Annotated in this window: 21 protein-coding genes; 14 read left to right on the forward strand and 7 right to left on the reverse strand. The window is 62.9% G+C overall.

The genetic code is table 11. The features are described from left to right. Positions 1 to 3: 3 nt before the first annotated feature. The 4 genes from glnT (at position 4) to OXI69_12050 (ending at position 5118) form a co-directional block, all read left to right on the forward strand. Positions 4 to 1338: a type III glutamate--ammonia ligase gene (glnT, locus tag OXI69_12035; GenBank protein MDE2666870.1), complete on the forward strand. Its 1335-nt coding sequence runs from the start codon at positions 4 to 6 to the stop codon at positions 1336 to 1338. Between the two features lie 792 nt (positions 1339 to 2130). Then, positions 2131 to 3027, forward strand: coding sequence for a class II glutamine amidotransferase (locus OXI69_12040; GenBank protein MDE2666871.1), 897 nt, complete (start codon positions 2131 to 2133; stop codon positions 3025 to 3027). Beyond that, the gene (locus OXI69_12045) at positions 3015 to 3713 is read left to right on the forward strand and encodes a protein glxC (protein MDE2666872.1); all 699 of its coding nucleotides are present in this window, start codon (positions 3015 to 3017) and stop codon (positions 3711 to 3713) included. The genes OXI69_12040 and OXI69_12045 overlap by 13 nt, the downstream gene beginning before the upstream one ends. 58 nt (positions 3714 to 3771) lie before the next feature. Next, complete coding sequence (locus tag OXI69_12050; protein MDE2666873.1) at positions 3772 to 5118, forward strand: FMN-binding glutamate synthase family protein; 1347 nt, start codon at positions 3772 to 3774, stop codon at positions 5116 to 5118. A gap of 10 nt (positions 5119 to 5128) precedes the next feature. Here the strand turns inward: OXI69_12050 and OXI69_12055 are convergent, their stop codons facing one another. Next, positions 5129 to 5416: a BrnA antitoxin family protein gene (locus tag OXI69_12055; GenBank protein MDE2666874.1), complete on the reverse strand. Its 288-nt coding sequence runs from the start codon at positions 5414 to 5416 to the stop codon at positions 5129 to 5131. Between the two features lie 217 nt (positions 5417 to 5633). Between OXI69_12055 and OXI69_12060 the strand changes: the two genes are divergently transcribed. Both OXI69_12060 and OXI69_12065 read left to right on the forward strand, forming a co-directional pair. Further along, positions 5634 to 5888: a type II toxin-antitoxin system HicA family toxin gene (locus tag OXI69_12060; protein MDE2666875.1), complete on the forward strand. Its 255-nt coding sequence runs from the start codon at positions 5634 to 5636 to the stop codon at positions 5886 to 5888. After that, the gene (locus tag OXI69_12065) at positions 5885 to 6220 is read left to right on the forward strand and encodes a type II toxin-antitoxin system HicB family antitoxin (GenBank protein MDE2666876.1); all 336 of its coding nucleotides are present in this window, start codon (positions 5885 to 5887) and stop codon (positions 6218 to 6220) included. The genes OXI69_12060 and OXI69_12065 overlap by 4 nt, the downstream gene beginning before the upstream one ends. Positions 6221 to 6355: 135 nt before the next feature. Here the strand turns inward: OXI69_12065 and OXI69_12070 are convergent, their stop codons facing one another. The 3 genes from OXI69_12070 to OXI69_12080 are packed head-to-tail and all read right to left on the reverse strand — an operon-like array spanning position 6356 to position 11005. Then, positions 6356 to 7123, reverse strand: a complete 768-nt coding sequence (locus OXI69_12070) for an aspartate/glutamate racemase family protein (GenBank protein MDE2666877.1) — start codon at positions 7121 to 7123, stop codon at positions 6356 to 6358. 49 nt (positions 7124 to 7172) lie between these two features. Next, the gene (locus tag OXI69_12075) at positions 7173 to 8948 is read right to left on the reverse strand and encodes a hydantoinase B/oxoprolinase family protein (GenBank protein ID MDE2666878.1); all 1776 of its coding nucleotides are present in this window, start codon (positions 8946 to 8948) and stop codon (positions 7173 to 7175) included. Beyond that, entirely contained in the window at positions 8945 to 11005 is a 2061-nt protein-coding gene (locus OXI69_12080) for a hydantoinase/oxoprolinase family protein (GenBank protein MDE2666879.1), read from the reverse strand. The genes OXI69_12075 and OXI69_12080 overlap by 4 nt, the downstream gene beginning before the upstream one ends. A 250-nt stretch (positions 11006 to 11255) precedes the next feature. On the opposite strand from OXI69_12080, the gene OXI69_12085 reads away from it, so the two are divergent. Further along, positions 11256 to 13427 (forward strand): VWA domain-containing protein, encoded by a 2172-nt coding sequence (locus tag OXI69_12085; protein MDE2666880.1) that lies wholly within the window; start codon positions 11256 to 11258, stop codon positions 13425 to 13427. A gap of 143 nt (positions 13428 to 13570) precedes the next feature. Here the strand turns inward: OXI69_12085 and OXI69_12090 are convergent, their stop codons facing one another. Next, positions 13571 to 13843, reverse strand: a complete 273-nt coding sequence (locus OXI69_12090) for a prevent-host-death protein (GenBank protein ID MDE2666881.1) — start codon at positions 13841 to 13843, stop codon at positions 13571 to 13573. Positions 13844 to 13919: 76 nt separating this feature from the next. Continuing rightward, positions 13920 to 15092, reverse strand: coding sequence for an MFS transporter (locus OXI69_12095; GenBank protein MDE2666882.1), 1173 nt, complete (start codon positions 15090 to 15092; stop codon positions 13920 to 13922). 451 nt (positions 15093 to 15543) lie between these two features. Between OXI69_12095 and OXI69_12100 the strand changes: the two genes are divergently transcribed. From OXI69_12100 to OXI69_12110, 3 genes are read left to right on the forward strand one after another with little or no spacing between them, the layout of a single operon-like run. Continuing rightward, entirely contained in the window at positions 15544 to 16260 is a 717-nt protein-coding gene (locus OXI69_12100) for an ABC transporter ATP-binding protein (GenBank protein ID MDE2666883.1), read from the forward strand. Next, positions 16260 to 18833, forward strand: a complete 2574-nt coding sequence (locus OXI69_12105) for an ABC transporter permease (protein ID MDE2666884.1) — start codon at positions 16260 to 16262, stop codon at positions 18831 to 18833. Before OXI69_12100 ends, OXI69_12105 begins: the two co-directional genes overlap by 1 nt. Before the next feature lie 25 nt (positions 18834 to 18858). Beyond that, positions 18859 to 20070, forward strand: a complete 1212-nt coding sequence (locus OXI69_12110; GenBank protein ID MDE2666885.1) for a carotenoid 1,2-hydratase — start codon at positions 18859 to 18861, stop codon at positions 20068 to 20070. A gap of 324 nt (positions 20071 to 20394) precedes the next feature. Here the strand turns inward: OXI69_12110 and OXI69_12115 are convergent, their stop codons facing one another. Beyond that, positions 20395 to 20553 (reverse strand): hypothetical protein, encoded by a 159-nt coding sequence (locus tag OXI69_12115; protein MDE2666886.1) that lies wholly within the window; start codon positions 20551 to 20553, stop codon positions 20395 to 20397. Between the two features lie 95 nt (positions 20554 to 20648). Here OXI69_12115 and OXI69_12120 point away from each other — a divergent pair, with 95 nt between their 5' ends. From OXI69_12120 to OXI69_12135, 4 genes are all read left to right on the forward strand, one after another. After that, positions 20649 to 23150 (forward strand): ATP-binding cassette domain-containing protein, encoded by a 2502-nt coding sequence (locus tag OXI69_12120; protein ID MDE2666887.1) that lies wholly within the window; start codon positions 20649 to 20651, stop codon positions 23148 to 23150. Next, on the forward strand, positions 23147 to 24130 hold the full coding sequence (locus OXI69_12125; GenBank protein ID MDE2666888.1) for an ABC transporter permease: 984 nt from the start codon (positions 23147 to 23149) through the stop codon (positions 24128 to 24130). The genes OXI69_12120 and OXI69_12125 overlap by 4 nt, the downstream gene beginning before the upstream one ends. 28 nt (positions 24131 to 24158) lie before the next feature. Next, positions 24159 to 25175 carry a substrate-binding domain-containing protein gene (locus OXI69_12130; protein ID MDE2666889.1) on the forward strand — a complete coding sequence of 339 codons (1017 nt, stop codon included), beginning with the start codon at positions 24159 to 24161 and terminating at the stop codon, positions 25173 to 25175. A 93-nt stretch (positions 25176 to 25268) separates the two neighbouring features. After that, entirely contained in the window at positions 25269 to 26102 is an 834-nt protein-coding gene (locus OXI69_12135) for a ThuA domain-containing protein (protein MDE2666890.1), read from the forward strand. Positions 26103 to 26169: the final 67 nt, after the last annotated feature.

Raw genomic sequence — 26169 nt, forward strand, 5'->3', positions numbered from 1 at the left:
TCCATGGACCTCAACCAAGCCCAGACCTTATTGAAGGAAAACGATGTCAAGTTCGTGCTGGCCCAGTTTGTCGACGTCCATGGGGTGGCCAAGACCAAGGCGGTTCCGGTCAGCCACTTCGAGGATATCCTGACCGACGGCGCCGGATTTGCCGGGTTCGCCGTGTGGGGCCTGGGTCAGGAGCCCCATGACCCCGACTTCATGGCCGTGGGGGACCTGGACACCCTGACGCTGGTGCCCTGGCAGCCTGGATTTGCCCGGATTGTCTGCACCGGCCGGGTGAACGGAGAGCCCTACCCCTTCGACACCCGCCACATTCTCCAGCAGCAGTTGAAGCGCCTGGAACAGAGGGGCTGGATCCTGAACACCGGGCTGGAGCCCGAGTTCATGCTGCTGAGCCGAAATCCGGACGGTTCCATCCGACCCGCCGACGATACCGACACCCTGGAGAAGCCCTGCTACGACTACAAGGGACTCTCCCGCAGCCGGGCCTTCCTGGAAAAGCTGGTGGGCTCGCTGCAATCGATCGGATTCGACATCTACCAGATCGACCATGAGGACGCCAACGGCCAGTTCGAGATCAACTTCACTTTCTCATCGGCCCTGACCTCGGCCGACCGCTACGTGCTGTTCCGGATGGCCGCCGGAGAGATCGCCCGTGAGTTCGGCGTGATCTGCTCCTTCATGCCCAAGCCCATGTCCAACCGCACCGGAACCGGCAGCCACATCCACATGTCGATCTGGGACGGCCAGGGCAACGATCTCTTCCAGGACGATTCCGACAAGAATCGACTGGGGTTGTCGGAAATGGCCTACCACTTCCTGGGCGGCCTGCTGGCCCACGGTCCGGCCCTGACGGCCCTGGTGGCCCCCTCGGTCAACTCCTACAAGCGGCTGGTGGTCGGCCGTTCCCTTTCCGGAGCCACCTGGGCGCCAGCCTACATCTCCTACGGAGACAACAACCGGACTTCGATGGTTCGGGTCCCCTATGGGCGCCTGGAATTGAGGCTGTGCGACTCCAGTTGCAACCCCTACCTGGCCACGGCGGCGGTGATCGTGGCCGGCCTGGACGGCATCGAGCGCAAGCTCGATCCCGGACCGCCCCACAACATCAACCACTACCGATACACCCCGGAGGCTCTGCGGGACATGGGCATCGGTGTGCTCCCCCAATCCCTGAAGGAAGCCCTGGACGCCCTCCAGGCCGATTCCCTGTTTGCCGAACAATTGGGAGAGGCCTTCCTGCAGGAGTTCGCGGATCTGAAGGAGATGGAGTGGATCGAGTACCAGCGCCACGTCTCCGATTGGGAAGTCCAGCGCTACCTGGAGTTCTATTAGCGTGGAAGCCTGCCGGAGGCGGACTTACCTGAAACAAACGCCGACGCCCGGAGTTGAGGAACCGGTTCAAAGGCAAGCACGGGCAAATTTTCTATTAACATCGATGCACAGGATGCACAGGATTTTTTCTGGAGACAGCGGGCTTGCAGTCCTGAACATCCGCAAATCCGCAAGCGATTATCGCCGGAGTCAGGATTCCTGTTGCTGACAGGCCATGAAGGTTCGATGTCTCACTCTCGTATGATCCGCACGCTAGGGCGGGGGCGGACTTACCTGAAACAAACGAAAAAAAGAGTAATCCACGAAGTGACACGCAGGAAGGACTACGGGGGTCCACTAAGAGGTTGGAGTCGGCTCAAGAGGGATGCGCCAAAGGTCGGCAAGGGGGTCAATGAAGGGCACCAGGGATGATTAACATCGATGCACAGGATTTGTTCAGGAAACGGCTAGCTTCCAATGCCGGGAATCCGCAAATCCGCATTGGATCATCGCCCGAGCCGGCTTCTGGTGCAGGAAGCTCTCGTCCTGTTAATCCTGTGCATCCTGTGCATCGTTGTTCAATCTGTAGAAAACCAGTTTAGCGGGACATGCCACAGGCTCGCGATAGCCAATTTGGATCCCTTGTTTCGTTCTCGTATGATCCGTCCTGCAGGGCGGGGGCGGCACTTAATGGGAACAAAAGAAAAAGAGTGATCCACGAAGTGACAGGACGAATCGCGAAGGGCCACCAAGGCATTGGAGAAGGCTCAAGAGGGATCTGCCAAAATCGGGGATGGGGGTAAATAGTTCCACATGTGCGGCATTATCGGCTTGCTGATCAAGCCTGAATCCAAGCGGGCCCGGTTGGGAGAATGGGTCACCCCCATGATGGACTGCATGGGGGATCGCGGGCCCGATTCGGCCGGCTTGGCGGTCTTTTCCCCGGTCGGGAACGGCCCGCTGCGGCGATTCAGCCTGTACTGCGGCCAGCCGGGGTTCGATTGGACGGAACTGGGGAAGGCCTTCGAGCGGGACACCGCCTGCGAAGGCAATCTGAGCGCCATCGAAAACCATGGGCGCCTGGTTTCAGCGATCGCACCGGATAGCCTGGAGAAGTGGCTGTCCCGGGAGTTTTCCGCCGTGCACCTGCTTTCGACAGGCCGGTCCATCGAGGTCTACAAGGACCAGGGCCATCCCGCCGAGATCGCCGAGCGTTACGGGTTTTCAGGCCTTGCGGCCAGCCACTGCGTCGGTCACACCCGCATGGCCACCGAATCGGCGGTCTCGCCTGCCCACGCCCATCCCTTCACAGCCGGCGAAGATTTCTGCCTGGTGCACAACGGTTCCCTCTCCAACCCCTGGAGCTTGCGCCGGCGCCTGGAGAAGCGGGGCATCGATTTCGAGACCGACAACGACACCGAAGCCGCCTGCCGCTTCCTGGAGTGGAGAATGAGGGAGGGAGCATCCCTGGAAGACGCCTTGAAGGCAGCCTTCATCGAGCTGGACGGGTTCTACACGCTGCTGATGGCCACGGCCGAGAAGCTGGTGCTGGTCCGGGACGCCTTTGCCTGCAAGCCGGCGGTGGTTGCGGAAACCGAGGACTACGTGGCCGTGAGCTCCGAGTTTCGCTCCCTGGCCCACCTGCCCGGCATCCGGTCGGCGGAGCTGTTCGAGCCGGTGCCGGAGGAGATCTACTCATGGAGTCTATAGCCTTGGCGTCTGTCGACCTCCAGGAGCTGTCGGTCCGCCAGCTCAACCATTACCTCCATCATGAAATCGGGAGCAAGTCCCTTTCCAGGATCGAGATCCTCAACCCCAACGGGCTTCACAACATAGCCGTGGGCATGGATGCGCCGGCGCAGGTGGACGTCAGGGGCCACGCCGGCTATTTCCTGGGAGGCATGAACCGTCAGGCCCGGATCGTGGTGCATGGAAATGTGGGCTGGAGCGTCGCGGAGAACATGATGTCCGGAGAGGTGCGGGTCAAGGGATTCGCCTCCCAGTGCGCCGGGGCCTCGGCCCATGGAGGCCTGCTCTTCATCGAGGGAAGCGCCTCCTCCCGCTGCGGCATTTCCCTGAAGGGCGGCGACATCGTGGTGGGAGGCCACGTGGGCCACATGTCCGCCTTCATGGCCCAGGCCGGTCACCTGCTGGTTTGCGGCGACGCCGGCGCCGGTCTGGGCGATTCGCTCTATGAAGCCGTGATCTACATTCGGGGGAAGATTCACTCGCTGGGGGCCGACGCCCGGGAAGAGCCCATGGCCGAGAGCGACTACGCCACCGTCGGGCAACTGCTGAGCCGAGCGGAGCTGGACTGGTCCCCCCGGGAATTCAAGCGGGTGGCCTCCGCCAAGACGCTCTACCACTGGAACGTGGACGCCGAACAGGAGTACTAGCGAGGAACAGACCGCCGAAAGAAGAAGTTATCAAAAGCCCGGCGGGTAGCGTTGAGCCATGACCAAGAAGATCGACCTGGAAGAGAGTTCTCTATACGACCGGCACGTGCTGGAGTACATCCATCGGGCCTCGGAGCAAGGCCTCTACGACATTCGGGGTTTGGGCGCCAAGAGAAGGGTGCCCCATTTCGACGATCTGGTCTTCCTGACGGCCTCGGCTTCCCGCTATCCCCTGGAGGGATACCGGGAAAAGTGCCTCACCCGGACCGTCCTGGGCACCCGGCGTGCCAAGAAGCCCATCACCCTGGACATCCCCATCACCATCGCGGGCATGAGCTTCGGCTCGCTTTCGGCCAACGTCAAGGAAGCCATCGGCCGGGCGGCCTCCGAGGTGGGTACCTCCACCACCACCGGCGACGGGGGCATGACCCGGGAGGAACGGGCATCCTCCAAGACGCTGGTCTACCAGTGCCTTCCCTCCCGCTACGGGTTCAATCCCCAGGATCTGAGGCAGGCCGACGCCATTGAGATGGTGATCGGTCAGGGGGCCAAGCCCGGGGGCGGCGGCATGTTGCTGGGGCTCAAGGTGAGCCCGCGGGTGGCCCAAATGCGGACCCTGCCCGAGGGCATCGACCAGCGTTCGGCCTGCCGCCATCCCGATTGGACCGGCCCCGACGACCTGACCATCAAGATCAACGAGCTGCGGGAAATCACCGACTGGCAGATCCCCATCTACGTCAAGCTGGGAGCCACCCGGGTGCGGGACGACGTCAAGCTGGCGGTCAAGGCCGGCGCCGACGTGGTGGTAGTGGACGGCATGCAGGGGGGAACGGCAGCCACCCAGCAGGTGTTTATCGAGCACGCGGGGATCCCCACGCTGCCGGCCGTGCGGCAGGCGGTGGAGGCCCTGGACGAGATGGATGTCCTGGGCGAGGTGCAACTGGTGGTTTCCGGGGGAATTCGCACCGGGGCCGACGTGGCCAAGGCTCTGGCCCTGGGGGCGGACGCCGTGTCTCTGGGCCAAGCCGTGCTGATGGCGCTGGGCTGCAACAGCCCCTCGTATTTCGATGGACAGGGGTCGGTGGACGTCAGCGACGAGTACGCCAAGCTGGGCACGGGGCCCGGCTACTGTCACCACTGTCAGACCGGGCTGTGCCCGGTGGGAGTGACCACCCAGATCCCCGAGCTGGAAAAGCGATTGCAGCCCGATTGGGGGGCCCGCCGCCTCAAGAATTATCTTCAGACCCTAACGATGGAGTTGACCACCCTGGCCAGGGCCTGCGGCAAATCCAACGTCCACCACCTGGAGCGGGAAGACCTGGTTGCGCTCACGGTGGAAGCGGCCGCCATGGCCAAGCTCCCCCTGGCCGGAACCGACTGGATTCCGGGGGACGGGCTGCGATAGAGCACAGAGCTTAAGTGCGGTGCAACGCCATCTTGGCGTGTTGGCGGAGCACCCGGTTGATTTCAGTCTGGTACCCCCGCCCACCGGGGGCGTTGGTCTTGAACCAAGCCACCACGTCGGCATCCAGCCTTAGCGTAATTTGTTGTTTCACCGGCCGATAGAGGGTTCCTCGCCTGGCGCCGGACCAATCCCGAATCTCAGGAATGTCGCTCGTATCGATTCTCTCGTCGGGAAGGGCCGCAAGAGCTTCGATCTCCGCCTTCTGCTGCTTGGTGCGTTCTCTAGAAGTCTCCTTCATAGGCCCTCCTTGTAACTACAATAATATAGCTACAAGGACAAGAGTGTTAACGGAATCACGATCAACGCTGTCACCGTTGCGAGCAGCGGATGCCTTCAATTTCAATCACTGATTGAGCCCTTCGCGTTATTCATTGCCCTCTGAGCGGTTTGAAGTCCACTCGCAATAAAGCTCTCCGAGACGTGATTATGATATCATTTTATAATATTATATCCCTGTGAGGAAGAAGCACCTCAAGACCTTGGACGCGATCTTCAAGCGTCCCACACAGTCAGGTATCAAATGGGCTGATATCGAGTCGTTGTTCTCCGCCTGTGGTGCCTACATCGAGGAACGGGAAGGCTCCAGGGTCTACGTCGAATTGAACAACAGGGTGGGTCACTTCCACCGACCCTACCCCGGGAAGGAAGCGCGCAAGGGAGTTGTAGATGCAGTCAGGCGATTCCTGAAGGAGGCAGGGATAAACCGATGATGGAATACAAGGGATACCGGGCGGCAGTGACTTTCGATGACGAGGCCGATGTCTTCCATGGAGAAGTGGTAAATACCAGAGACGTCATTGTATTCGAGGGCACCTCGGTCGCCCAACTCAAGAAGGAGTTCAAGTTCTCGATCGATGACTACGTCAAGGTATGCGAAGAACGCGGAAGAACGCCGGATAAACCGTTCTCCGGGAAGATTCCTCTCCGACTCCCGCCGGAGGTCCATCGGGCCGCCGCCACAGCCGCCAGTATCCAGGGGAAAAGCCTCAACGCCTGGATTGCCGAGACAGTAAGAGAGGCAGTTGGAAGCACCAGCAGCTAAGGACTTGAGGACCGCTAGGATTTGGCCCCGGCCTTTGGTGCCAAAGAATATTGTTTTCCTGTCTTTCTTCGTGTCCCTTCGTGGATTACTCTTTTCCTTTCCTGCCTTTCGTGGACTTCTTTTCAGACCCGCGGGTTAGCCACTTGACGACCGTACCCTTGCCCTCCGCAGCCTCTCGACCTCGTCCGCCGGAGGCTTCTGCCAGGTGCCGAACCGACTCAATATGGGCAATCCCGCCCGCCTGGCTTCCACCATGAACTCGGTGTATTTGACGCCCACCAGCACCGGATCGATGATGGGGGCTCCCAGCGAGTCGTCCACGCCGGTAACCGTCAACGGGCAGCTCTGCAGGGTGCACCCCATCAGGATGGCTTCGGCGCCGTCCTCCTCCACGCATTTCTGAGCCACCTCCAGCGTCCGGGCCACCACCTCCCGGGGATCGGTGCGGTCCGGATAGGACTCCCTGGCCGACAGGTGGATATGCCTCACCGAGGCCAGCTTGGAGCCGGCTCCGTAGAGTTGAGCCATCTCGCGGTAGCAGTGCACGGTCTTGTACTCGGTAGCGATGACCGAGTACCTCTGTGAGATGGCGTTGGCATAGTGGCACCCGGCCTCGAAGGCCGCCGTCACCGGGAAGTTCACCAGCTCGCGAGCTTCCCACAGGCCCGGATCGTAGCAGCAACAGATGAACAGGGCGTCGAAGCCCTCCTCCTGAGCCCGGCAGGCCCGCTCGGCCACGGCGTCGGCGCAGCGGTGGCGATAGTAGATGTAGGTCACGTAGCTGAGGGGATAGACGTCGGAAATGTCCTCGAACACGATCTCGGTGTCCGGTCCCGCCACCCTTCGGCACCGCTCCAGTTCCTGCATGCCCCCTGCAAATGGATTCAAGACGAGAATTTTCATGGTGCGCTCCGAGACGGCCGTCCAATCCTGCCGGCTTTGCTGACTCACCCTATTCAACGCCCGATGCGGACCGGCGTTTCTCCCTCTCCTCGGCGGTGGCGTGGGAGTCCAGTGACAGATCGTCATCGAGAACGACCCCGTAGATGCTCAGGGCCGACTCCCTCGACAGCAGCTCCTGAACCACGTCCTGGCGGACCTGTTCGGCAGGGCGTTCGCAAGGATCTCCCCAGCCTCCGCCCCCCGGAGTGGTGCTGATCAGCCGGGATCCCTTGGTCAGGACCCGAGTCACCTTCGAGGGAAGTTGCTGCACCGATCCGTCTGGCAGCACCACCTTGCAGTTTCCGGTCGAAGCGCTCCTGCCTCCGAAGATTCCCCAGGGAGCCAATTCGAATCGATCCGAGCTGAGTGTGACCGTTACCCGGTCGGCTTCGATCTCGAACTCGCGCCGCATGCCGTAGCCTCCCCTGAACTCGCCGGCCCCGGCGCTTTCCGAGACCAGGCCGTAGCCGCGGATGAAAAAGGGGTAGGTCGATTCGATCACCTCGACCGGAGCGTTGCGGGTGTTGGTCATGTGCATCTGCACCGCCGAGGTCCCGTCGCGATCCACCAGCGCTCCCTGACCGCCGCCGTAGGTTTCGATGTAGTTGAAGAGGGCGCCGCTGCGGGGGTCGCGGCCTCCGATGTTCAGCAGGTTCATGGTCCCCGAGCAGGCAGCCGCGGCCCGCTCGGGAATGATCTGGAGAAAGGCGCCCATGAGGGCGTCCACGATTCTCTGGGTGGTCACGATGTTGGCGTTGCAGAGGGCGCCGGGGAACTCAACCTCCATGAGCGTGCCGGGCCTGGTCAGTACCCTGATGGGGCGAAAGGCGCCCGAGTTGGGGGGCAGACCCGGGTCCAGAAGAGCCTTGGCCAGGTAGTAGGCACAGGCTTTCACCGAGGGCGGACGGCAGTTGATGGGCCCCAGGGCCTGGGGATCGCTCTCCCGAAAGTCGGCCGTCAGCTCGGATCCCTGAACGGTGACGGTCACCCGGATGGCGATTTTCTCGGTGGAGATCCCATCCCCTTCCAGGTAGTCCTGGGAGGAATAGGATCCCTGGGGCAGTTCCCTGATGGCTGCCGAAAGGCGCCGCTCCGAGTAGTCCATGATCTCGTTCATGTAGTGAAGCACGGTCTCCCGGCCATACTTCCGCATCAGGCCCTGGAGACGCTCCTCGCCCACGTTGTTGGCTGCGATCTGGGCCGCCAGATCGCCCCGGAACTCCACCGGGGTCCGCAGGTTGGCGGTGATGAGGCGCACCAGGTCCTCATCGATGCGCCCCCGCTTGACCAGCTTCAGCGGGGGGATCTGCAGGCCCTCCTGAAAGTGCTCCCAGACACCGAAAGCCATGCTGCCTGGGGCGAATCCGCCCACGTCCACGTGGTGGGACATGTTGGCCACGTAGGCCACCAGATGAGGGCCATCGAAGACGGGTGAGACCAGGGTGACATCGTTGAGGTGACCGGGGCCCTCGGGGTAGGGGGTGTTGACGATGATGTCGTCCTCCGGCTCCAGGGTCTCGGGGGGAATGGCCGCAATGGCGGTCTGCACGGCCGGCAGCATCACCCCCAGATGGAGGGGCGTGCCCACCTCGCCCTGGGCCACCAGTTGGCCGTCCCGGGTGAAGACGGCGCCGCTGCAGTCCCTGCGGTCCTTGATATTGGTGGAGAAGGAAGTCCGGACCAGAGCCGCCACCATCTCATCGGCAACCGAGTAGATGGCATTGGTCATGACCTGCAGGGTGACGGGGTCGGTCCTGACTTGGGCACTCGGGTTTCCGGCGGTCATTGGCGATTCTCCCAGGTGATCATCAGATTGCCGAATTCGTCGGTTTCGGCCCGCTGGCCGGGCAGGATAAGGGTGGTCGAGTCCAGTTGCTCCACGATGGCCGGCCCATGCACCACCGAGCCCCATCCCAGTCCGGAGCGCCGGTAGACCTTGGCGTCGGTGAATCGGCCCTCCACGTAGACCTTCCTGGTTCCCACCAGGGCCGGGACCGGATCGGGTTGCCGCTCGGGAAGCCGCGCCAGGGTTGCCGGCGAGAGGCGTCCGATGGCTGCCAGCCGCAGGTTGACCACCTCGGTGGCAGCCTGCTCGTCGTGGTATCCGTAGGTCTCCTGGTGCCGCTGGTGGAATCGCTGGACCAGGGGACCCAGGTCGGTCCAACCGGAGAGTTCCTCCAGCTCGAAGGAGACGGGAAGGGAGAATCCCTGCCCTTCATAACGGAGGTCGGAAGCGGTCACAAATGCCACCAGTCCGGAGGCAACTCCTTCCTTTTCCATCTGGGACAGGGCCGACGACTGCAATTCTCGCAGCAGGTCCTTGAACTTGCCCAGGGAGGCCTGCTGCTGCTTCCACAACACCGTACGCACGTAGTCGTGGCGAAAGTCGGCCGTGATCAGACCCAGGGCGGAGCTGACTCCCGGGACCGGCGGCACCAGCACCCGGGGGATCTGCAGATCGGCCGCAAGCTCGGCGGCATGCAGGGGCCCCCCGCCGCCGAAACTGACCAGCGTGAACTCCCTGGGGTCGCATCCCTTCTCCACCGAGAGGCGACGAATGGCCTTGGCCATTACGGCATTGATCACTCGGATAATCCCTTCGGCAGCCTCGACCGGCTCAAGATTCAGCGGCGTGGCGACGCCGTCGCCGATGGCCCTCGCGGAAAGCTCGGCATCGATAGCCATCTCGCCTCCCAGGAGGTAGTTGGCGTTCAAGCGACCCAGGACCACGTTGGCGTCGGTAACAGTGGGCCGGCTGCCTCCTCGCCGGTAGCAGGCGGGGCCCGGATGGGCGCCGGCGCTCTGAGGGCCGACCTGCAGGGCTCCCCCGGAATCGACCCAGGCGATGCTGCCGCCGCCGGCCCCGACCGTGTTGATTTCGATGGCCGGGATCTTGAGGACCTGCCCGGCGATCTCGCTCTCCTCGGCAAAGTGGAGGTTGCCGTCGCGGGCCACGGCCACGTCGGCGCTGGTGCCTCCCACGTCGATGGAAATGATGTGGTCCAGCCCGGCCTTTCGCCCCAGGACCAGTCCACTCAGGGCGCCGGCGGCCGGTCCGGAAAGCACCATGTGCACACAGTGGCTCTGGGCGGTCTCGGAGGTCATGATGCCGCCGTTGGACTGCATGATATGAAGTCCCGAGGGAACTTGCAGGGAGTCCAGCCCCTCCTCGAGCCGCTGGATATAGCTGCCCACCGAGGGCAGCACGTAGGCGTTGACGGCCGTGGTGCTCAATCTCTCGAACTCCTTGAACTCGGGCAGGATGTCCGATGAGAGCGAGACCCGGGCCTCGGGAATCTCCTGCCGGATCCAGTCCCGGAGCGTTCTTTCGTGGGACGGGTTCACATAGGAGTGCAGCAGGCAGACGGCGATATCCCGGACTTCCAGTTCCTTCAGCCGGCGCAGCAGCTGTCGGGCGGGCTCCTCCTGCAGGGGCAGGCTGACCTCACCCGAGTAGAGCATGCGTTCCGGGACTTCAAAGCGGCGCTCCCGCGGGATCAGGGGCTGGGGACGCTGCTGGAAGTAGTCGTAGAGGCGGGGCCGGTCCTGCCGCATGATGTAGGGCACGTCCCGGAAGCCGGCGGTGACCAGCAGGGCCACCTCGGCTCCCTTGCGCTCCAGGATGGTGTTGGTGGCCACGGTGGTCCCGTGAATGAAGAACCCCACCGACTCGGCGGGAACCTCGAACTGGCTCAGGACGCGGCGAGTTCCCTCGATGACGGCCGCGCTGGGCCGCTCGGGCGTGCTGGGAACCTTCAGCAGCCTGAAGTCCCCCTCTTGCTCGTCAAAGCAGACGATGTCGGTAAAGGTTCCCCCGACGTCGACTCCGATTCGGACGGACATGATTCTCCAATGCCGGTGGGGCGGAGCGCCCGGAGACACGGAGGGCGCCGATGCCAGACTGGGCTCATGAGCCAGGCCAGCTATTGTAAACGGGAGGAGCGGAGGACGCCAGCAGACTGTTGGCCCGGAAGCAATACCGATGCCGAAGCGGCATGCTCAGGATGACTGACAGTATTCAAATGATTTGAGATCAACCATTTGGTTCTATAATAGAGTAGTAACCAATCCCGATTCCAACAACTCGTTCAAGATGATGTCTTCTCGACTCTGCCATCGTGTCTTCATCCGCCCCGTAGCCTTCTGGCTGATCTTGAAATTGATGGCTCCGGCTTCTGCGTCCGGCTCGCCACAGAGGCCGCCGATCGATCCCGATTCAGCCAAGGAATCGCAGCCATCCCCACCCTTTACCGTCAGAGTGCCGGTGAACACCGTGTTGGTGAACGTCACTGTCACCGACAAAGCCGGGAAGCCGGTCACAGATCTGACTATCGATGACTTCACGCTTTACGAAGACGACAAACGTCAAGAGATTCAAAGCTTCGAGCTGGAGTCCGGCCGGCCGATCGTCGGTCCGGAAGCGGGGCATTCAGCCAGCGACCAGGCTGGAGGGCAAACTCCGCGGGTGCGATCTCCAGAGGACATCCAGGGTGAGCCAACCCGCCTCATCAGTTGCTTCATTGACGACCTGACTGCGCACACTCCCAGGTACTATGCCTGGACCGTCTCTGCGCTGAAAAAATTCGTCGCAGAAGAAATGGGGCCTCATGATCGGGTGGGCATTTTCTCGGCCTCCGGGAACGTCCGAATACCCTTTACCAACGACCGCAAGCAATTGCAGGACCGGATTGACGATCTAGTACCAGGGAATCTGCAACTGTCCCGTCCTCTCCTGCACAGAGAGTTTGGATTTTCAGTCATCAGGCGCATCCGGGCGGCTATTCGTAGGCTCCTGGCAAGTCTGGATCAGCATCTTCTCTTCCTGCGGCATGTCAGGGCGAACAAGTCATTGATCCTTCTGTCCCAAGGATTTGTTCCAGGGCCGGCAATGCGATGGAGGCTGGATCGGTTGATCGACCAGGCCCTGCGATCCCGCGTGACCCTCAACACCGTCGACATGAAGGGCCTTCACACCGCGAACCTGGGCCGATACCGAGTCCTCTTGGACCGCTACCTGGAACAGCTGGCCGTGGACACCGGGGGCATCTATTTTCGTGACAGCAACGATCTCTTCGAGGGCCTCAGACAGATCCACAACGCCCGGTCCTTCTACTATGCGCTCTCCTACACTGCCCCCGATCCGGAGCCCAGCGGCAAATATCACAGGATCAAGGTGGAAGTGGACCGGCCCGGCCTGACACTCGGACACCGCAAGGGCTACTTTGCGCCCCGGGAAAAACCGTCCCTTGAGAACAGCAAGAACAAGGATCTTCAGCTCGCCCTCGAAGCACCGGTCGATTTCAACCAGATTCCGGTGCAATTGGACTATGAGTCTTCTCGGCTCAACGAGGATCGCTATCGCTTGAGCGTGTTGACCCACGTCAAGATCGAGGGGGTGCAATTTCTTCATCAGGAAGGGAAACACCGGAATCTGCTTCATCTGGTCACAATGGTTTACGACCAGAACGACGAGCACGTGGAAGGTTCCGAGCAGAAGGTGGAACTCAATCTAAGCGAGTCCAGCTATCTCACCATGCTCGATCACGGATTCACTTCCAAAACGGACGTGGAACTTCCTGCCGGCCAGTACAGGATCAAGTCCATAGTCCGAGAAGGCAATCAGGCCAGGATGGGATCACTTGAAGAGACGGTCAAGCTTCCCATCCCGGAGAGGGAGGCAAGCCCCCCGGGCCCAATGGCAAAAGCAGAAGTCGTGGAGACGGCCAGGCCATCCGTTCCGGAGAGCGGAGCGGGAGCGAGTTCCGCCCAGGCAGACTTTGCAGAAGAAGAACTCGTTCCTTCCCCTTTCCCGGATGGCCTGGGAGGCGGTAATCTGGTGCTGAGCCAACAGCTCATTCCACTGGCTGATCTGAGCGGCGAACTGCGGCAAAGCCTGTTGGAGGACAGCGACTCGCTGATCTTCAAGGATATCCTGATTCTTCTTCCGATGGATGATCAGATCGACCGCAATTACCCGGTCACGATCTGTTACAGGCTTTACAACATCAACTATCCCGTTGAGAGCGATGGGATGACGGCTCAGATCCAACTCGCCGATGAAAGCGGCCGGGGCAGCCGATTCCCCCCGGTTCGTTTAGGGAAAGGCAGAACCCAGTCCCGGAGATCCGGAACTGTCGATGTGGGCTTTAACCTCTCCTTCAAAGACGTGGAGCCCGGCAGATACAAGCTGACTTTGTTGACGCGGGCCCCGGCAGCCGGCCGGCAAGCAGTAAGTTTCGAAACCACCATCATGGTCGTGGAGTAGATCGTTCCTCTCGGAGAAGTCACAGGCTTGAATCGTCCTGCGCGAGTAGGGGCAAACCACCAGCGTCTGGCTCCAAAGCGAGGCGGGCGGACGGCGATCCTCCGCCAGGAGCCACGCGAGTGCAACCGACGTGTCAAGGTCGATCACCGGTCGCTTCGATCACTCTCCAATTCGGAGAGAAGGTCGCGGAGTGGCGCTACCGGCCCCGGTGTCTGAGGCTCCCCGGCAAGCGGCAGCAGGGGTGGCGTCAACCAGCCCTTGCGCACTGCTTCGGCCAGCAGCGCGTCAGCGAGAACCGGGCTCCTGGTTGATTTCGGCGGACCGATCTCCGCGACGACCCGGTCCCGGTTTGTCACCAGGACGGTTTCTCCAGAAGCTGCCAGCCGCACGTACTCGCTCAGGCGGTTGTTCAGCATCTTGATTCCGACTGATCTCATACACCACAAGGTAGCGACTAGTTGCTACGATGTTCAAGGCGCAATTGACGTCGCGTCAGGAACACTGGCGTTTCCTCCCCTTCCAGTGGACCCAGGACTGGATGCCTGTCGTCACCAGCACTACCAGGGCTACCGTGTGATAAGGCGCCCGGGACCCCAGCCACAGGCTCGCCAGGCCCCCGCCCAATGAGCCCGCGGCAAAGCCCACCGCCAGGCTGGCTTCGTGCATTCCGCTGACCAGTCCCTGCCGCTTCCGGTCGAAGGTGGTGGTGCTGTAGAAGATGCTGGAAAAGTAGTTGTAGCCCGACAGCAATGCAAACAGGATCAGGCCCAAAAGCAGGAACGGGACGGTTCGACTGTAGGCGAGCAGCATCAGTCCGGCCAGCGCGCACAGTTGCGCCAGCAGGGCGGCCGAAAAACGGTAACGCCAGAAGGTCAACCAGAACATTAATGAATAGGTGACGATAACCATCGACCGGTTGGTGGCCACCATCAGGCCGTGGATGGGAGCGCTGATCTCCAGTTCGGTTGCCAGATGGGGAAAGAGATGAATGATGACGCTCACCCCCATGGCGCTGGCCACGTTGGCCAGCCATCCCAGGTAGACGAAGGTGCGGGCGGACTTGGGAACCACGGCCATCTCCCGCTCGGAGGGAGGCAAGGCGGCGGGAGTGGGAGCAGCGATCGGGAAACCGGTCCGAACCAGCACCCCCAGCATCAGCACCAACCCCACCAGCAGGGGCAGGGTGGGACCCCACGGAAAGAGCCAACCTCCCGCGGCCTGCCCCGCGATCATTCCCAGGTTCCAGGACAGGCAGAACCGGAAGAGCCGCCGGCCCTGCAGCCTGGGGCCAAGCTGCTCCAGTCCTCCCCGCGTCAACCAGGCGATGACCGGGGGAAGCATCACCCCGACCGAGGCGCCTCCAATCGGCGCATACAGGTAAAACCATTGATGGTCGGAATGCCATTGGATGCACGCCAGCAGGACCAATGCCTGGGCGGTGGCGCCGACAGCGACGACGCGGCGCCCGCCCCAGACGTCGGAAGCCCAGCCTCCGATCGGAGCCCCCAGGCCGAAGCCAAGCGAGGAAACCGCCCCCAGGATGCCCAGAGCCATCAGGCTGGCCTGCTGTTCGGCCATCAGCCGGGTCACCGTGAAGACGAACAACATGTAGGCGAAGTCCGCCGACAGGGCGATCCAGTAGAATTTCAGCTCGCGCTTAAGCATATGTAACCAGAAGAGTTATCCACGAAGGACCACTAGTGAATTGTTGAGCCTATCGCCAAAATCGTAGCGGGGCAGGTTCTCTTGCCGGCAATCTTGAGGATCTGCCTGTTTCGAAATCGGGTGCGACCTGGTAAAAAATGCTGGCTAACCACAAAAAGCACAAATGTCACAATTTATTTTTTGTGCCTATTGTGGCCATTCCCGGTAAACGTCCCGCTGCCGAATTTTGCAAGAGGCCCTGTTGATTGTCGAATTCTGATTGTTGATTGGGGGATCAGGACACCCGATTTTGCGGAAATTCCAGAATCTACAATAAGCCTTCTGCAGAGTTTTGACCTGGGTGCGACTTCCTGTCCCTTGGTGGATCCCCTTCGTAGTCCCAAAGGGATAACCCCGCAAATGGCCCCCCTTTTGCACTATCATAGCCCCGTTTGTAAACCGGGGGGACGGTGTGCCGGTACTCAGCGCCGAGGGAGTCGGAAAGACCTACACCCAGGGAGAGGCCCCCGTGGTTGCCGTGCGGGAGGTGAACCTGTCCCTGGAAAAAGGAGAGTTCGTCGCCTTGACGGGACCCTCCGGGTGCGGCAAGTCGACCCTGCTGCATCTTTGCGGGGGCATGGATTATCCCACCCGGGGACGCATCTGGCTGGACGGTACCGATCTCGGGAGCCTGGACGAAGGCCGGCTCACCCGAGTCCGCCGCCGTCAGATCGGCTTCGTCTTTCAATCCTTCAATCTTCTGCCCACCCTCACCGCCCTTGAAAACACGGCCCTGCCCCTCATGCTGGACGGCGTATCCCCTGACGTCGCCAGGCGGAAGGCCACCGGGTTGCTCGAGCGCCTGGGCCTGCTCCATCGTCAGGGCCATTACCCCCAGCAGCTCTCGGGAGGAGAGATGCAGCGGGTCGGCATCGCGCGGGCGGTGTGCCACGACCCCTTGCTGCTTCTGGCGGATGAGCCCACCGGAAACCTGGATTCCGCCAACGGGGCCGATGTGCTGGAGCTTCTGCAGGCACTGAACCGCTCCCTGGGAGTCACTGTGCTGCTGGCCACCCACTCCGCCGAGATGGCGGCTGCCGGCCAGCGATTGTTGCACATGGTGGATGGCAGGATCGAGGCCGACCTCCAGTCCCGGCGGCCCATTGCCGGACACGATCCAGGCAACTAATGCATCTCTTCCGGACATTCATCCTGCGCCGCCTCCGCAAGGAAAAGCTGCGCGCTCTGGCAACCGTGTTGGGCGTTGCCCTGGGCATTGCCGTGGTGCTGGCGGTTCGGATGGCCAATCAGAGTTCTGTCCGCAGCTTCGAGACGGCCCTGGAAATGGTGGCCGGCAAGACCTCGCTGGAGATCGTCGGCTCAGGTCAAGGCCTGAGGGAAGATCGGCTGCTGGAGCTGGACTGGCTGGAGCAGTACGGACAGATCAGTCCTGTCATTGAAGGAGAAGCCAGGGCTTCACTCCCTTCGGGAACCACCGAATGGCTGAAAATCCTGGGGGTCGACATTCTCAGGGATGAGACCCTTCGGGACTACCGCCTGGTGCGTTTTGCCGATCGGCAACAGTCCCCCACCCCCAGGGAGTTTCTGCAACTGCTCAGCGACCCCGGGGCCATCGTGCTGACGCAGAAACTGGCACGACGGCACAACCTGGATCTCGGCTCCGGCCTGGACCTCGACATCGGGGATCGCCGGGAAACCTTGACGGTGCGCGGTCTGCTTCTGGACCGGGGGCCGGCCCGGGCTCTGAATGGAACCTTCGCCCTGATGGACATCGCAGCCGCCCAGTGGCTCTTCGGGCGTCTGGGTCGGATCGACCGCGTCGACCTGCAATTGAAACCCGAGATCTCCATCGACGGTGCCGAAGCCGCCATCGCCGCCCGGCTGCCGGAGGGATTGGCCGTCCAGCGTCCCTCCCGCCGCGGGCGCCAGGTGGAAAAAATGCTGGAGGCCTTTCACTTCAACCTGACCGCCCTTTCCCACATCGCCCTGCTGGTTGGCCTGTTTCTCATCTACAACACGGTGTCGCTGTCGGTCATCACCAGGCGCCAGGAAGTCGGGATCCTGCGGGCCGTGGGCGGCTCCCGGCGACAGGTGGCGGGGTTGTTCCTGGCCGAAGCCGGCCTGCTGGCGGCACTGGGATGCTCTCTGGGCATCCTGCTGGGGGGCTGGCTGGCCCGCGGCGCCCTCGGACTGACAGGCGCCACGCTGGATCGGCTCTACATCCGATCCGCCGCCGAACCGGTGTCGCTCGGTCCGGAACACCTGGTCCTGGCATTCGGGGTGGGCATCCCCCTGGCCTTGCTGGCGGCACTGCTTCCCGCCCTGGAAGCTTCACGGGTGGCGCCGACCGAAGCTGTCCGCGGCGCCGACCGGGTCGAGAGCCGTATCCGCTTGAGCTGGAGGCAACGCTGGCTTCCCCCGATCCTGTCCGCCCTGGCTGTCGGGTTCGCCTGCCTGGATTCGGTCGACGGCCTTCCCCTTTTCGGCTATGCAGCCTGCCTCGCCACCGTTTTCGCGGTCGCCTTTCTGGTCCCGGTGGTGCTGCATTTCTCAGGGAGGGCGGGTTCCTGGCTCACCAGGCGGCGGACGGGAGTGGAGGCCCTGCTGGCCAACGCCAACCTCAGCGGATCAATACCCCGCATTTCGATCTCGGTGGCCGCCCTGGCCGTGAGTCTTTCCATGCTTACAGCCATCGCCGTCATGATCGGCAGCTTCCGGGAGACGGTCCAGTACTGGGTGGAGCAGACGCTGAGAGCCGACCTCTTTGTGGCCCCGGCCACGCGTTCCAATGTCTATTCGGAGTCGACGCTCTCTCCCGAAGTCGTGCGACTGATATCCACAAACCCCCGGGTGGCTGCCGTCGACCCCTTCACCAGTTTCAACATCGACTATCAGGACCGCAGGGTCTTGCTGGGATCCGGTGACTTCGAGGTGCACCTGAGCCGTTCAGGGCTGCTCTTCAAGGCTCCACGCCAGGGGCGATCGGCCATGAGAGCCGCCATCGGCGAGGACGCGGCGGTGGTTTCGGAAAGCTTTGCGCTCCGGCATCGGAAGGCGGTGGGAGACCGGCTGGTGCTCAACACGGACCAGGGGCAGCGTGCCTTTCGAGTGGCCGCCGTCTACTACGACTACTCGAGCGATCAGGGAGTCGTGGTATTGGACCGGAGCACCTTCCGCAAGTACTACGGAGACCGGCCTCCCCGCAGCCTGGCGGTCTATCTGAAGGCGGGACTCGACCCGGAACGGGTCCGCTCGGAAATGATTGCGGGACTCCCGCCCCATTCGCGTCTGTTCGTGCATACAAATGCTTCTCTTAGGGCGGAAGTCCTGCGAATCTTCGACAACACCTTTACGATTACCTATGCTCTGGAGATTATCGCCGTGGCCGTGGCCATCCTTGGGGTGGCCACCACCCTGGTCACCCTGATACTGGACCGCAAACCGGAGCTGGCCCTGCTGCGCTGGGCCGGAGCGGAGCAGCGGCAAATCCGGAAGATGGTGATCATCGAGGCGTCGCTGTTGGGGGCGGTGAGCCAGGGGCTGGGAGTGGTGGCCGGGATTCTGCTCTCTCTGATCCTGGTCTTCGTGATCAACGTCCAGAGCTTCAACTGGACCATCCAGTTTTACCTGCCGGCGGGCTTCCTGCTGCAGTCGTCCCTGCTGATCCTGCTGGCCACAACCCTCTCGGGCATCTATCCCGCCTACCGTGCCGGGCGGATTCCGTCGGCCCGGGAAGCCTGACAGTCAAGGAAATGGAACCGTGTTCATGGTGTACCGCCGGGACGGTGGGGAGTTCTGGTCGCGTCGCTTTCCCGACAAGAAGCCTCATCCCTCGACGAAATTCCCGATCCCGCTCCGGCTCCGGCCACGACTCCTGCTGGCCGCGGCCTTGATTCCCTGCCTGCTGGCGGGCGCGGGCTGGGCCCAGACCTGGCGGCAGGCCCGGCCCGGCTACCGCATGCAGTTTCCCCGCGACCACGCCAGCCACCCGGAGTACCGGATCGAGTGGTGGTACTACACGGGAAATCTGGCGGACAGCAACTCGCGGCGGTTCGGCTTCCAGCTCACCTTCTTTCGGGTGGGTGTCCGGAACCGACCGGAAAACCCTTCCCGCTGGGCGGTAAGAGACCTCTTCATGGCCCACTTGGCGTTGAGCGACCTCAAGACCGGCGGCTTTCATTTTGCCGAACGGTTGAACCGGGCCGGGCCGGGATGGGCCGGGGCTTCTACCGAAACCTACCGAGTCTGGAACGAGAGCTGGGAGGCCGAGTTCGACAGCGGCGGCCGCCACCGGCTCCAGGCACGGGACGAGGACTTCGGGATCGACCTGGAGCTGGAACCCGGCAGGAAACCTCTCCTGCACGGCCAGGCCGGACTCAGCCGGAAAGGAGCTCAGGACGGGAACGCCTCTCACTACTATTCTCTGACGCGCATGCCCACGCGCGGCCGAATCTGGGTTGACGGCCGGAAATTCGAAGTCAGCGGGCTGAGCTGGATGGACCATGAATTCGGCACCAGCTTTCTGGAACCGGACCAGATCGGGTGGGACTGGTTCGCCCTCCAGTTGGACAATGGCCAGGACTTGATGCTGTTCCAACTGCGGAGGTCCGACGGCCGGCTCGACCCCCATTCCGGCGGGACTCTGCTGGAGGCCTCCGGACAATCCCGTGCCCTGGGCAGGTCCGACTTTACTTTGGATCCGGTGGGGACCTGGCAGTCTCCCCACAGCGGAGCCCGCTATCCGATCCAATGGCACCTGAGCCTTCCCGGCCAGAGACTCAGCCTGACGGTGACCGCCGCCCAACCGGACCAGGAGCTGCGCACGCCGAGCTCTACCCAGGTCACCTACTGGGAGGGCGCCGTGGTGGTGACCGGCACCCGCGGCGCCAATCCGGTTACAGGCCGGGGATATCTGGAGATGACCGGTTACGCCGGCCAGTCGATGGGCGACGTGTTTCGGGGAGGCAGTGGAGATTGAAGTGTGAAGGATGAAGGGTGAAGGGTGAAAAGAGGTTAGCCGGGAGCTGAGCTCCCGTGCGGATCACTCGAGGAAAACCCGGCGGACGTTTATGAAAATGAACCACGAATGAACACGAATAGGCACGAATACACTTGGGCCTCCTTCAACCACAAGAGGCGCCAAAATGCCTCTACAACTCTGTTGACCTGGCATGACTTCCAGTCATTCGTCGATAACCCCCTCGATGTCGTTTGGCCCACGCCCCAATTGACAGTTCGAGCATTTTGCAAAATTCGCAACGGGGCAGGTAATCTTGCCGGCAAACCTGAGGTCTTGCCTTTTTCAATATTGGGTGCGACCTGGTGAAAAATGTTTTCCAACTACAAAAAGCACAAAAGTCGCAAATTGTGTTTTTGTGCCTTTTGTGGCCGTTCCCGCTAAACGTCCCGCTGCCGAATATTTCAAAATGATCAATTCATCAATCCGATAATTGATGTTCATTCGTGTCCATTTGTGGTTCGTCGTTTCTCTGAGTGGATGTGTGTTTTCCCGAGATTGTTGGTCTGAGGCGTCGCCTCGCTAAGAGCCAAGCCTAAATGGAAATCGACGATACTCCCATCCTGCAGGCCGTGAATATCCGGCGCACTTATCCCGGAGTCGTGGCCCTTGGCGGCGTTTCCCTGGACTTGAATCCGGGAGAGGTGCACGCCCTGGTCGGCGAGAACGGCGCCGGCAAGAGCACCCTGATCAAGATCATCTGTGGGGCGCTGGCTCCCGACACAGGGGAGTTGTTCTTTCAGGGCCTTGCGGTGGCTTGGCCCAACCCCGTCGCCGCCCGAACCCGGGGGATCGTCACCGTCCACCAGGAACCTGAGCTGTTCCCCACCCTTTCGGTTGCCGAGAACATGGCCATGGCCAGTGGGCTGCCGTTGCGCGGCTCCGGACTGGTGGATTGGAACCGTGTGAACCGGGAAGCGCGGGAAACGGTCCGGCAGATCGGGGAGAGGATCGACGTCCGTCAGCCAGCCTCCCGTCTCAGCGTGGCTCATCGCCAGATGATCCAGGTGGCGGCGGCCATTCTGCAGAATGCCAGGGTGGTGGTGCTGGACGAGCCCACCAGCGCCTTGAGCGAAGAGGAAGCCCGCTGGTTGTTCCAGCAGATCGAGCGTTTGAAGGCGGGCGGAGCCGGCATCCTCTACATCTCCCATCGCCAGGAAGAGATCTTTCGCCTGGCCGATCGTATTACGGTCCTGCGGGACGGACTCAGGGTGTGGACTCGGGCCAGACAGGCCGTCGGTCCCGAGGAGACCATCGAGGCCATGGTTGGGCGGCCGGCTTCGACCGTGGGAGCTTCTCCCGCCGGCCAGGCAGGCTCGCCCACTCCCAAGGAGGGTCCCGTCCGCTTGCAGGTCAGCGGGTTCACCGACCGAAGTGGTCGCTTTCGACAAATCGATCTGGAGGTGGGCTCGGGTGAAATCGTGGGGATCTATGGCCTGGTGGGGGCCGGGCGTAGCGAGTTTGCCCGGGGCGTGTTCGGTCTGAGGCCCGCCGACGGCCTGGTCCGGATAGACGGCAACGCCTGCGAGATTCGCCGGCCCCGTGAAGCGCTGCAGGCCGGTATCGCCTACGTCCCCGAGGACCGCCTGAGCCAGGGACTCTGCCTGGGCCTGCCCGTTCGCTCCAACGCGGTGCTTTCGACCCTGAGACGCTGGACTCGGGGCCTCTTGGCCAGCAGGACCCGCGAGCAGCAGGCGACGCGCCTGGTCGCCGGACGGCTGGCGGTGCGTTACCGCTCCACCGAGCAGCCGGTCCAACAACTGTCAGGCGGCAACCAGCAGAAAGTGGTCCTGGGGCGCTGGCTGTTGGCTCAGCCCAAGGTGCTCATCCTGGACGAACCCACTCGCGGAGTGGACGTAGGAGCCAAAGCCGAGATCCACCGGCATTTGCGCCTCCTTGCGGGGGAGGGCTGCGCCATCCTCCTGATCTCTTCGGAACTGCCCGAGGTCATGGAACACGCCGACCGGGTGGTGGTCTTTCGCGAGGGGGAAATTGGCGGGGAGTTCGATCCCCGCCAGACCGGCCCCGCCCGGGTCGCCGCCGTGGCCCTGCCCCGCCAGAGCACGGAGGAGCTGTCCGCCGCAGAGTCTCGATCCGCCGAATCCCGCTTTCGGGGCCGCTCCTTCAACGAACTGGCGCTGCTAATTTGCGTAGCGGGGCTCGGCCTGTGGCTGACGGTTTCCACCGAGGGGTTCAGCCTGTTGAACCTGCTGACTCATGCCTCTCTTTGGGCCATTCTGGGACTGGCAGCCGCCTCGGTCATCGTGGGCCGGGGTATCGACATTTCCATCGGCTCGATGGTTGCTCTGTCGGCGGCTTCCGCCGCCATGGTCCTGAAGCTGCCCTATTCGGCCGAGATCTTGATTCCGGTCGCCATTTTGGCCGGACTGCTGGCCGGAACGGCGGCAGGCGTTCTCAACGCGGTTCTGGCGCTGCTGGGAGGGCTGCACCCTATCGTGGTCACTTTGGGGACCCTGACCATCTATCGCGGATTGGTGATCGCCATGCTGGGGGGGAAACCCATGACCGGACTGCCGCCCGAGTTCGGCCGGCTGGCCATCGATCCGGCAACCGGGTTCCGGGGCGCGGTGGCGGTGGCTGTCCTGGTCGTCCTGCTGGTTTATCTCTGGATGGCGCACACCCGCAGCGGCCGGCAGGTCTACGCACTGGGCTCGTCCCCCCGAGCCGCCGGACTGCTGGGTCTTTCCAGGGCACGCCTCTGGCCGGTCACCTTTGGTCTGGGTGGACTGCTGGCCGGCGTGGCCGGAGTGCTCCAGCTCTCCATGGGCCAGCAGATGCAAGCCCGCCTTGGAGCCGGCTGGGAGCTGAGCGCCATCGCCGTGGCCGTCATCGGCGGCGTGGGAATCACCGGCGGCCGCGGAACGGTGCTGGGTGTGGTGCTGGGCGCTCTCCTGCTGCGACTGGTCAACAGCGCTCTGGTACGCTGGGGCGTCTCGGATCAACAGACGGACCTGGTGGTGGGCAGCCTGATCCTGGCGGCGCTGCTGCTGGATCTGGCCTGGCGGGGGTGGAAGCGATGAGCTGGCTCGAGAGGGTGAGCGCGGGGGCGGAGACTGCCCCGCCGGCCGGGCGTTCCAATCGCCGGGTATTCGGTCTGCTCCCATGGGTATTGTTGGCCCTGGCCCTGTTGCTGGTCTTCTCCCAGGTCCGGCGGCCGGCTTTGCTGGTGGAGGTCTGGGTTCCGTGGATCGAGGTGGGGATCCTGGCCTTCGTCATGACCGCCATCATACTGACCGGCGGCATCGATCTGTCGGTGGGCTCCATGGTAGCCCTCACCGGCATGGTTCAGGCCGTGCTGTGGCAGGACTGGGGCTGGTCCATCGAAGCCGCGGCCGGCGGCGCCCTGCTGGCCGGGGCGATGGCCGGGGGTTTGAACGGCCTGCTGGTGATTGCCGGCCTCTCGCCCCTGGTGGCCACCCTGGCCACCATGGCTCTCTATCGCGGGCTGGCCATCACCGTCGCCGGCGGGGACCGCATCACCGGTTTTCCGCAGTCCTTTCTGGACATGGGACGGCTGTTGGGAATCCCCAGCCAGTTCTGGCTGGCAGGCCTGGTGCTCGCGGGAATGGTCCTGCTGGTGCATCACAGCCGCTTCGGGCGCTGGTGCTTCGCCATGGGAGACAACCGCCAGGCCGCGCGTTTTGCCGCCGTTCCCGTCAACAAAGTCGAAGGGGTTCTGTATACTATCAACGGTCTGGTGGCCGCCTCGGTGGCCGTTCTGGGAGCCATGCGGCACGACGCGTCCATCCCGGACGCCCACATCGGCACCGAGCTGCAGGTCATTGCCTGCGTGGTGGTGGGAGGCACCCTGATCACCGGCGGCAGAGGCAGCGTGCACCGCTCGTTGCTGGGGCTGGCCGTCATCTCCCATCTGGACGTGGGCCTTCAGTTTCTCAGTTCCCGTCTGGCCTGGCTGACCGCCGAGTCCCGGCTGATTGCCATCGGCATCCTGCTGATCCTGGTTGCCGTCTGGAACCAACGGAGCCAGAAGGAGAGTTGACTTTGCGGGCCGGTGGGAAGGAGGAGCCATGAAGCACGGAAGCGTCAGGAGGAATGGAGGCTTGATGCTGGTGGTCCTGCTGGCCGCCCTGGGCATCCGCTGTGCCGGGCCCGAAGGAGACGAAGCCCTGCGGATCGCCATGATTCCCAAGCTGGTGGGCATCGGCTATTTCGAAGCGACCGAGCAGGGAGCCCGGGAAGCCGCCCGGGAACTGGATGTCGAGCTCGTCTATGACGGCCCCACCGACGCCCGCACCGAGGACCAGATCAAGATGATCGACGGGTGGATGGCCCAGGGGTTCGAGGTGATTGCGGTGGCTCCCAACGACCCAGAGGCCATCTCCCGAACGCTGCGCAGCGCCGGGGAGAGCGGCGCCCTGGTCCTCACCTGGGACACCGATGCCAATCCTGAACTCTCGCGGCGCTCCGTCTTTGTGAACCAGGCCCCCAATCGGGCGATCGGCCACACCCTGGTCGACATTATGGCCGAAGGAGTCCGGGCGCAGGGCGCTTCCCTGCCGGGCGATTACCTCATCGTCAGCGGCACGCCCACGGCGTCCAACCAGAACACCTGGATGAAATACATGCGGGAGCGGATTCGAGAGAAATACCCGGAAATGCGGCTGCTCCAGCATCTGACCCCCGGGGAGGACCAGCAGAAATGCCAGGAGCAGACGGCCGAAGCCCTCAGCGCCTACCCGGATCTGAAGGGCATCTGGGGCATCACCTCCGTCTCATTTCCCGCAGTGGCCAAGGCCGTGCGTGACGCCAACAAGATCGGTCAGATTGAGGTGACCGGGCTGGGCATGCCCGAGGAGATGCGGGAATATGTCAAGGATGGAACCGTCCGCGAGTTCTGCCTCTGGGATCCGGTCGACCTGGGTTATCTGACCATTCGGGTGGCCCATCGGCTCAAGCAGGGCCCACTGCCTCCGGGGCGCTATGACTTCGGCAGGCTCAAGGGGGTGGAGGTGCGGGAAGGGGAAGTCCTGCTGGGCCCGCCGCTAATTTTCGACGCCGGCAATATCGACAACTACAACTTCTGAGGGCGCCGAAAAATTTTGCCGGCAAGGTGCCCTCCCGCTCCCGGCAGATCCTGTCCTGGTACGGATTTCCCTGTTTCACCGAGGATCGCATTCATGCGCCATTCAAGAATTCACCTCTGCCTGGTGGCGGCCTTGCTGCTGGCGGCTTCGGGTTGCGGTCCCGAGGAGCCGGCCGATTCCGGCAAAACGCGCCTGTTGCTGATCGGCCAGGGCCCTGACGGCCATCCCCCCGGGACCCACGAGTTTCTGCCCGGTGTGCGCATCCTGAATCACTGCCTGAGGCAGTTCCCCGACCTGGAGGCGGTGGTGGTTTCGGCAGACGAGCCCTGGAGCGAGGGTCCGGCCCTGCTGGATTCGGCCGCCGGCCTGGTTCTCTTTGTTTCGCAGGGAGCCAAGTGGCTGAGCAACGACGCCGACCGTTTGGCGGCCATGCAGCGATTCGCCCGCAAGGGCGGGGCGATGGTGGTGCTTCATTGGGGAATGGGCACGGTCGAAGCCGCCAACATCGCCAATTTCGTCAAGCTGTTCGGCGGCTGCCACGGCGGCCCGGACCGCAAGCACGACACCCTGGAGGTGACGGCCAGGATCCCGGCGCCCAACCACCCGGTCACCCGGGGCATTACCGATTTCACCGTCCACGACGAGTTCTACTACCGCCTCAAGTTCGTACAGCCCACCTCGAGCATCTTCCCGCTGGTGCAGGCCGACATCGAGGAAAAGCGGGAGACCGTGGCCTGGGCCTGGGAACGCGGCGACGGGGGGCGCTCGTTCGGCTTCAGCGGCTTGCATTTCCACAGGAACTGGCGACTGGAGCCCTACCGCCGGCTGGCGGTTCAGGCCGTTTTGTGGGCGTTGCGACTGCCGGCCCCGGAGAGCGGGATCGACCTGGGTGTCCCCGAGGAGTTGCTGAACCTGTCGTCGAGTTGAACTGTCTCACCGCCGATCGGCCCCGCCGGCCGGTGAGGGCCGAACCCCTGCTCCGGCCCTGTCCTGG

Source organism: Acidobacteriota bacterium, assembly GCA_028875575.1.
Lineage (GTDB): Bacteria > Acidobacteriota > Terriglobia > Versatilivoradales > Versatilivoraceae > Versatilivorator.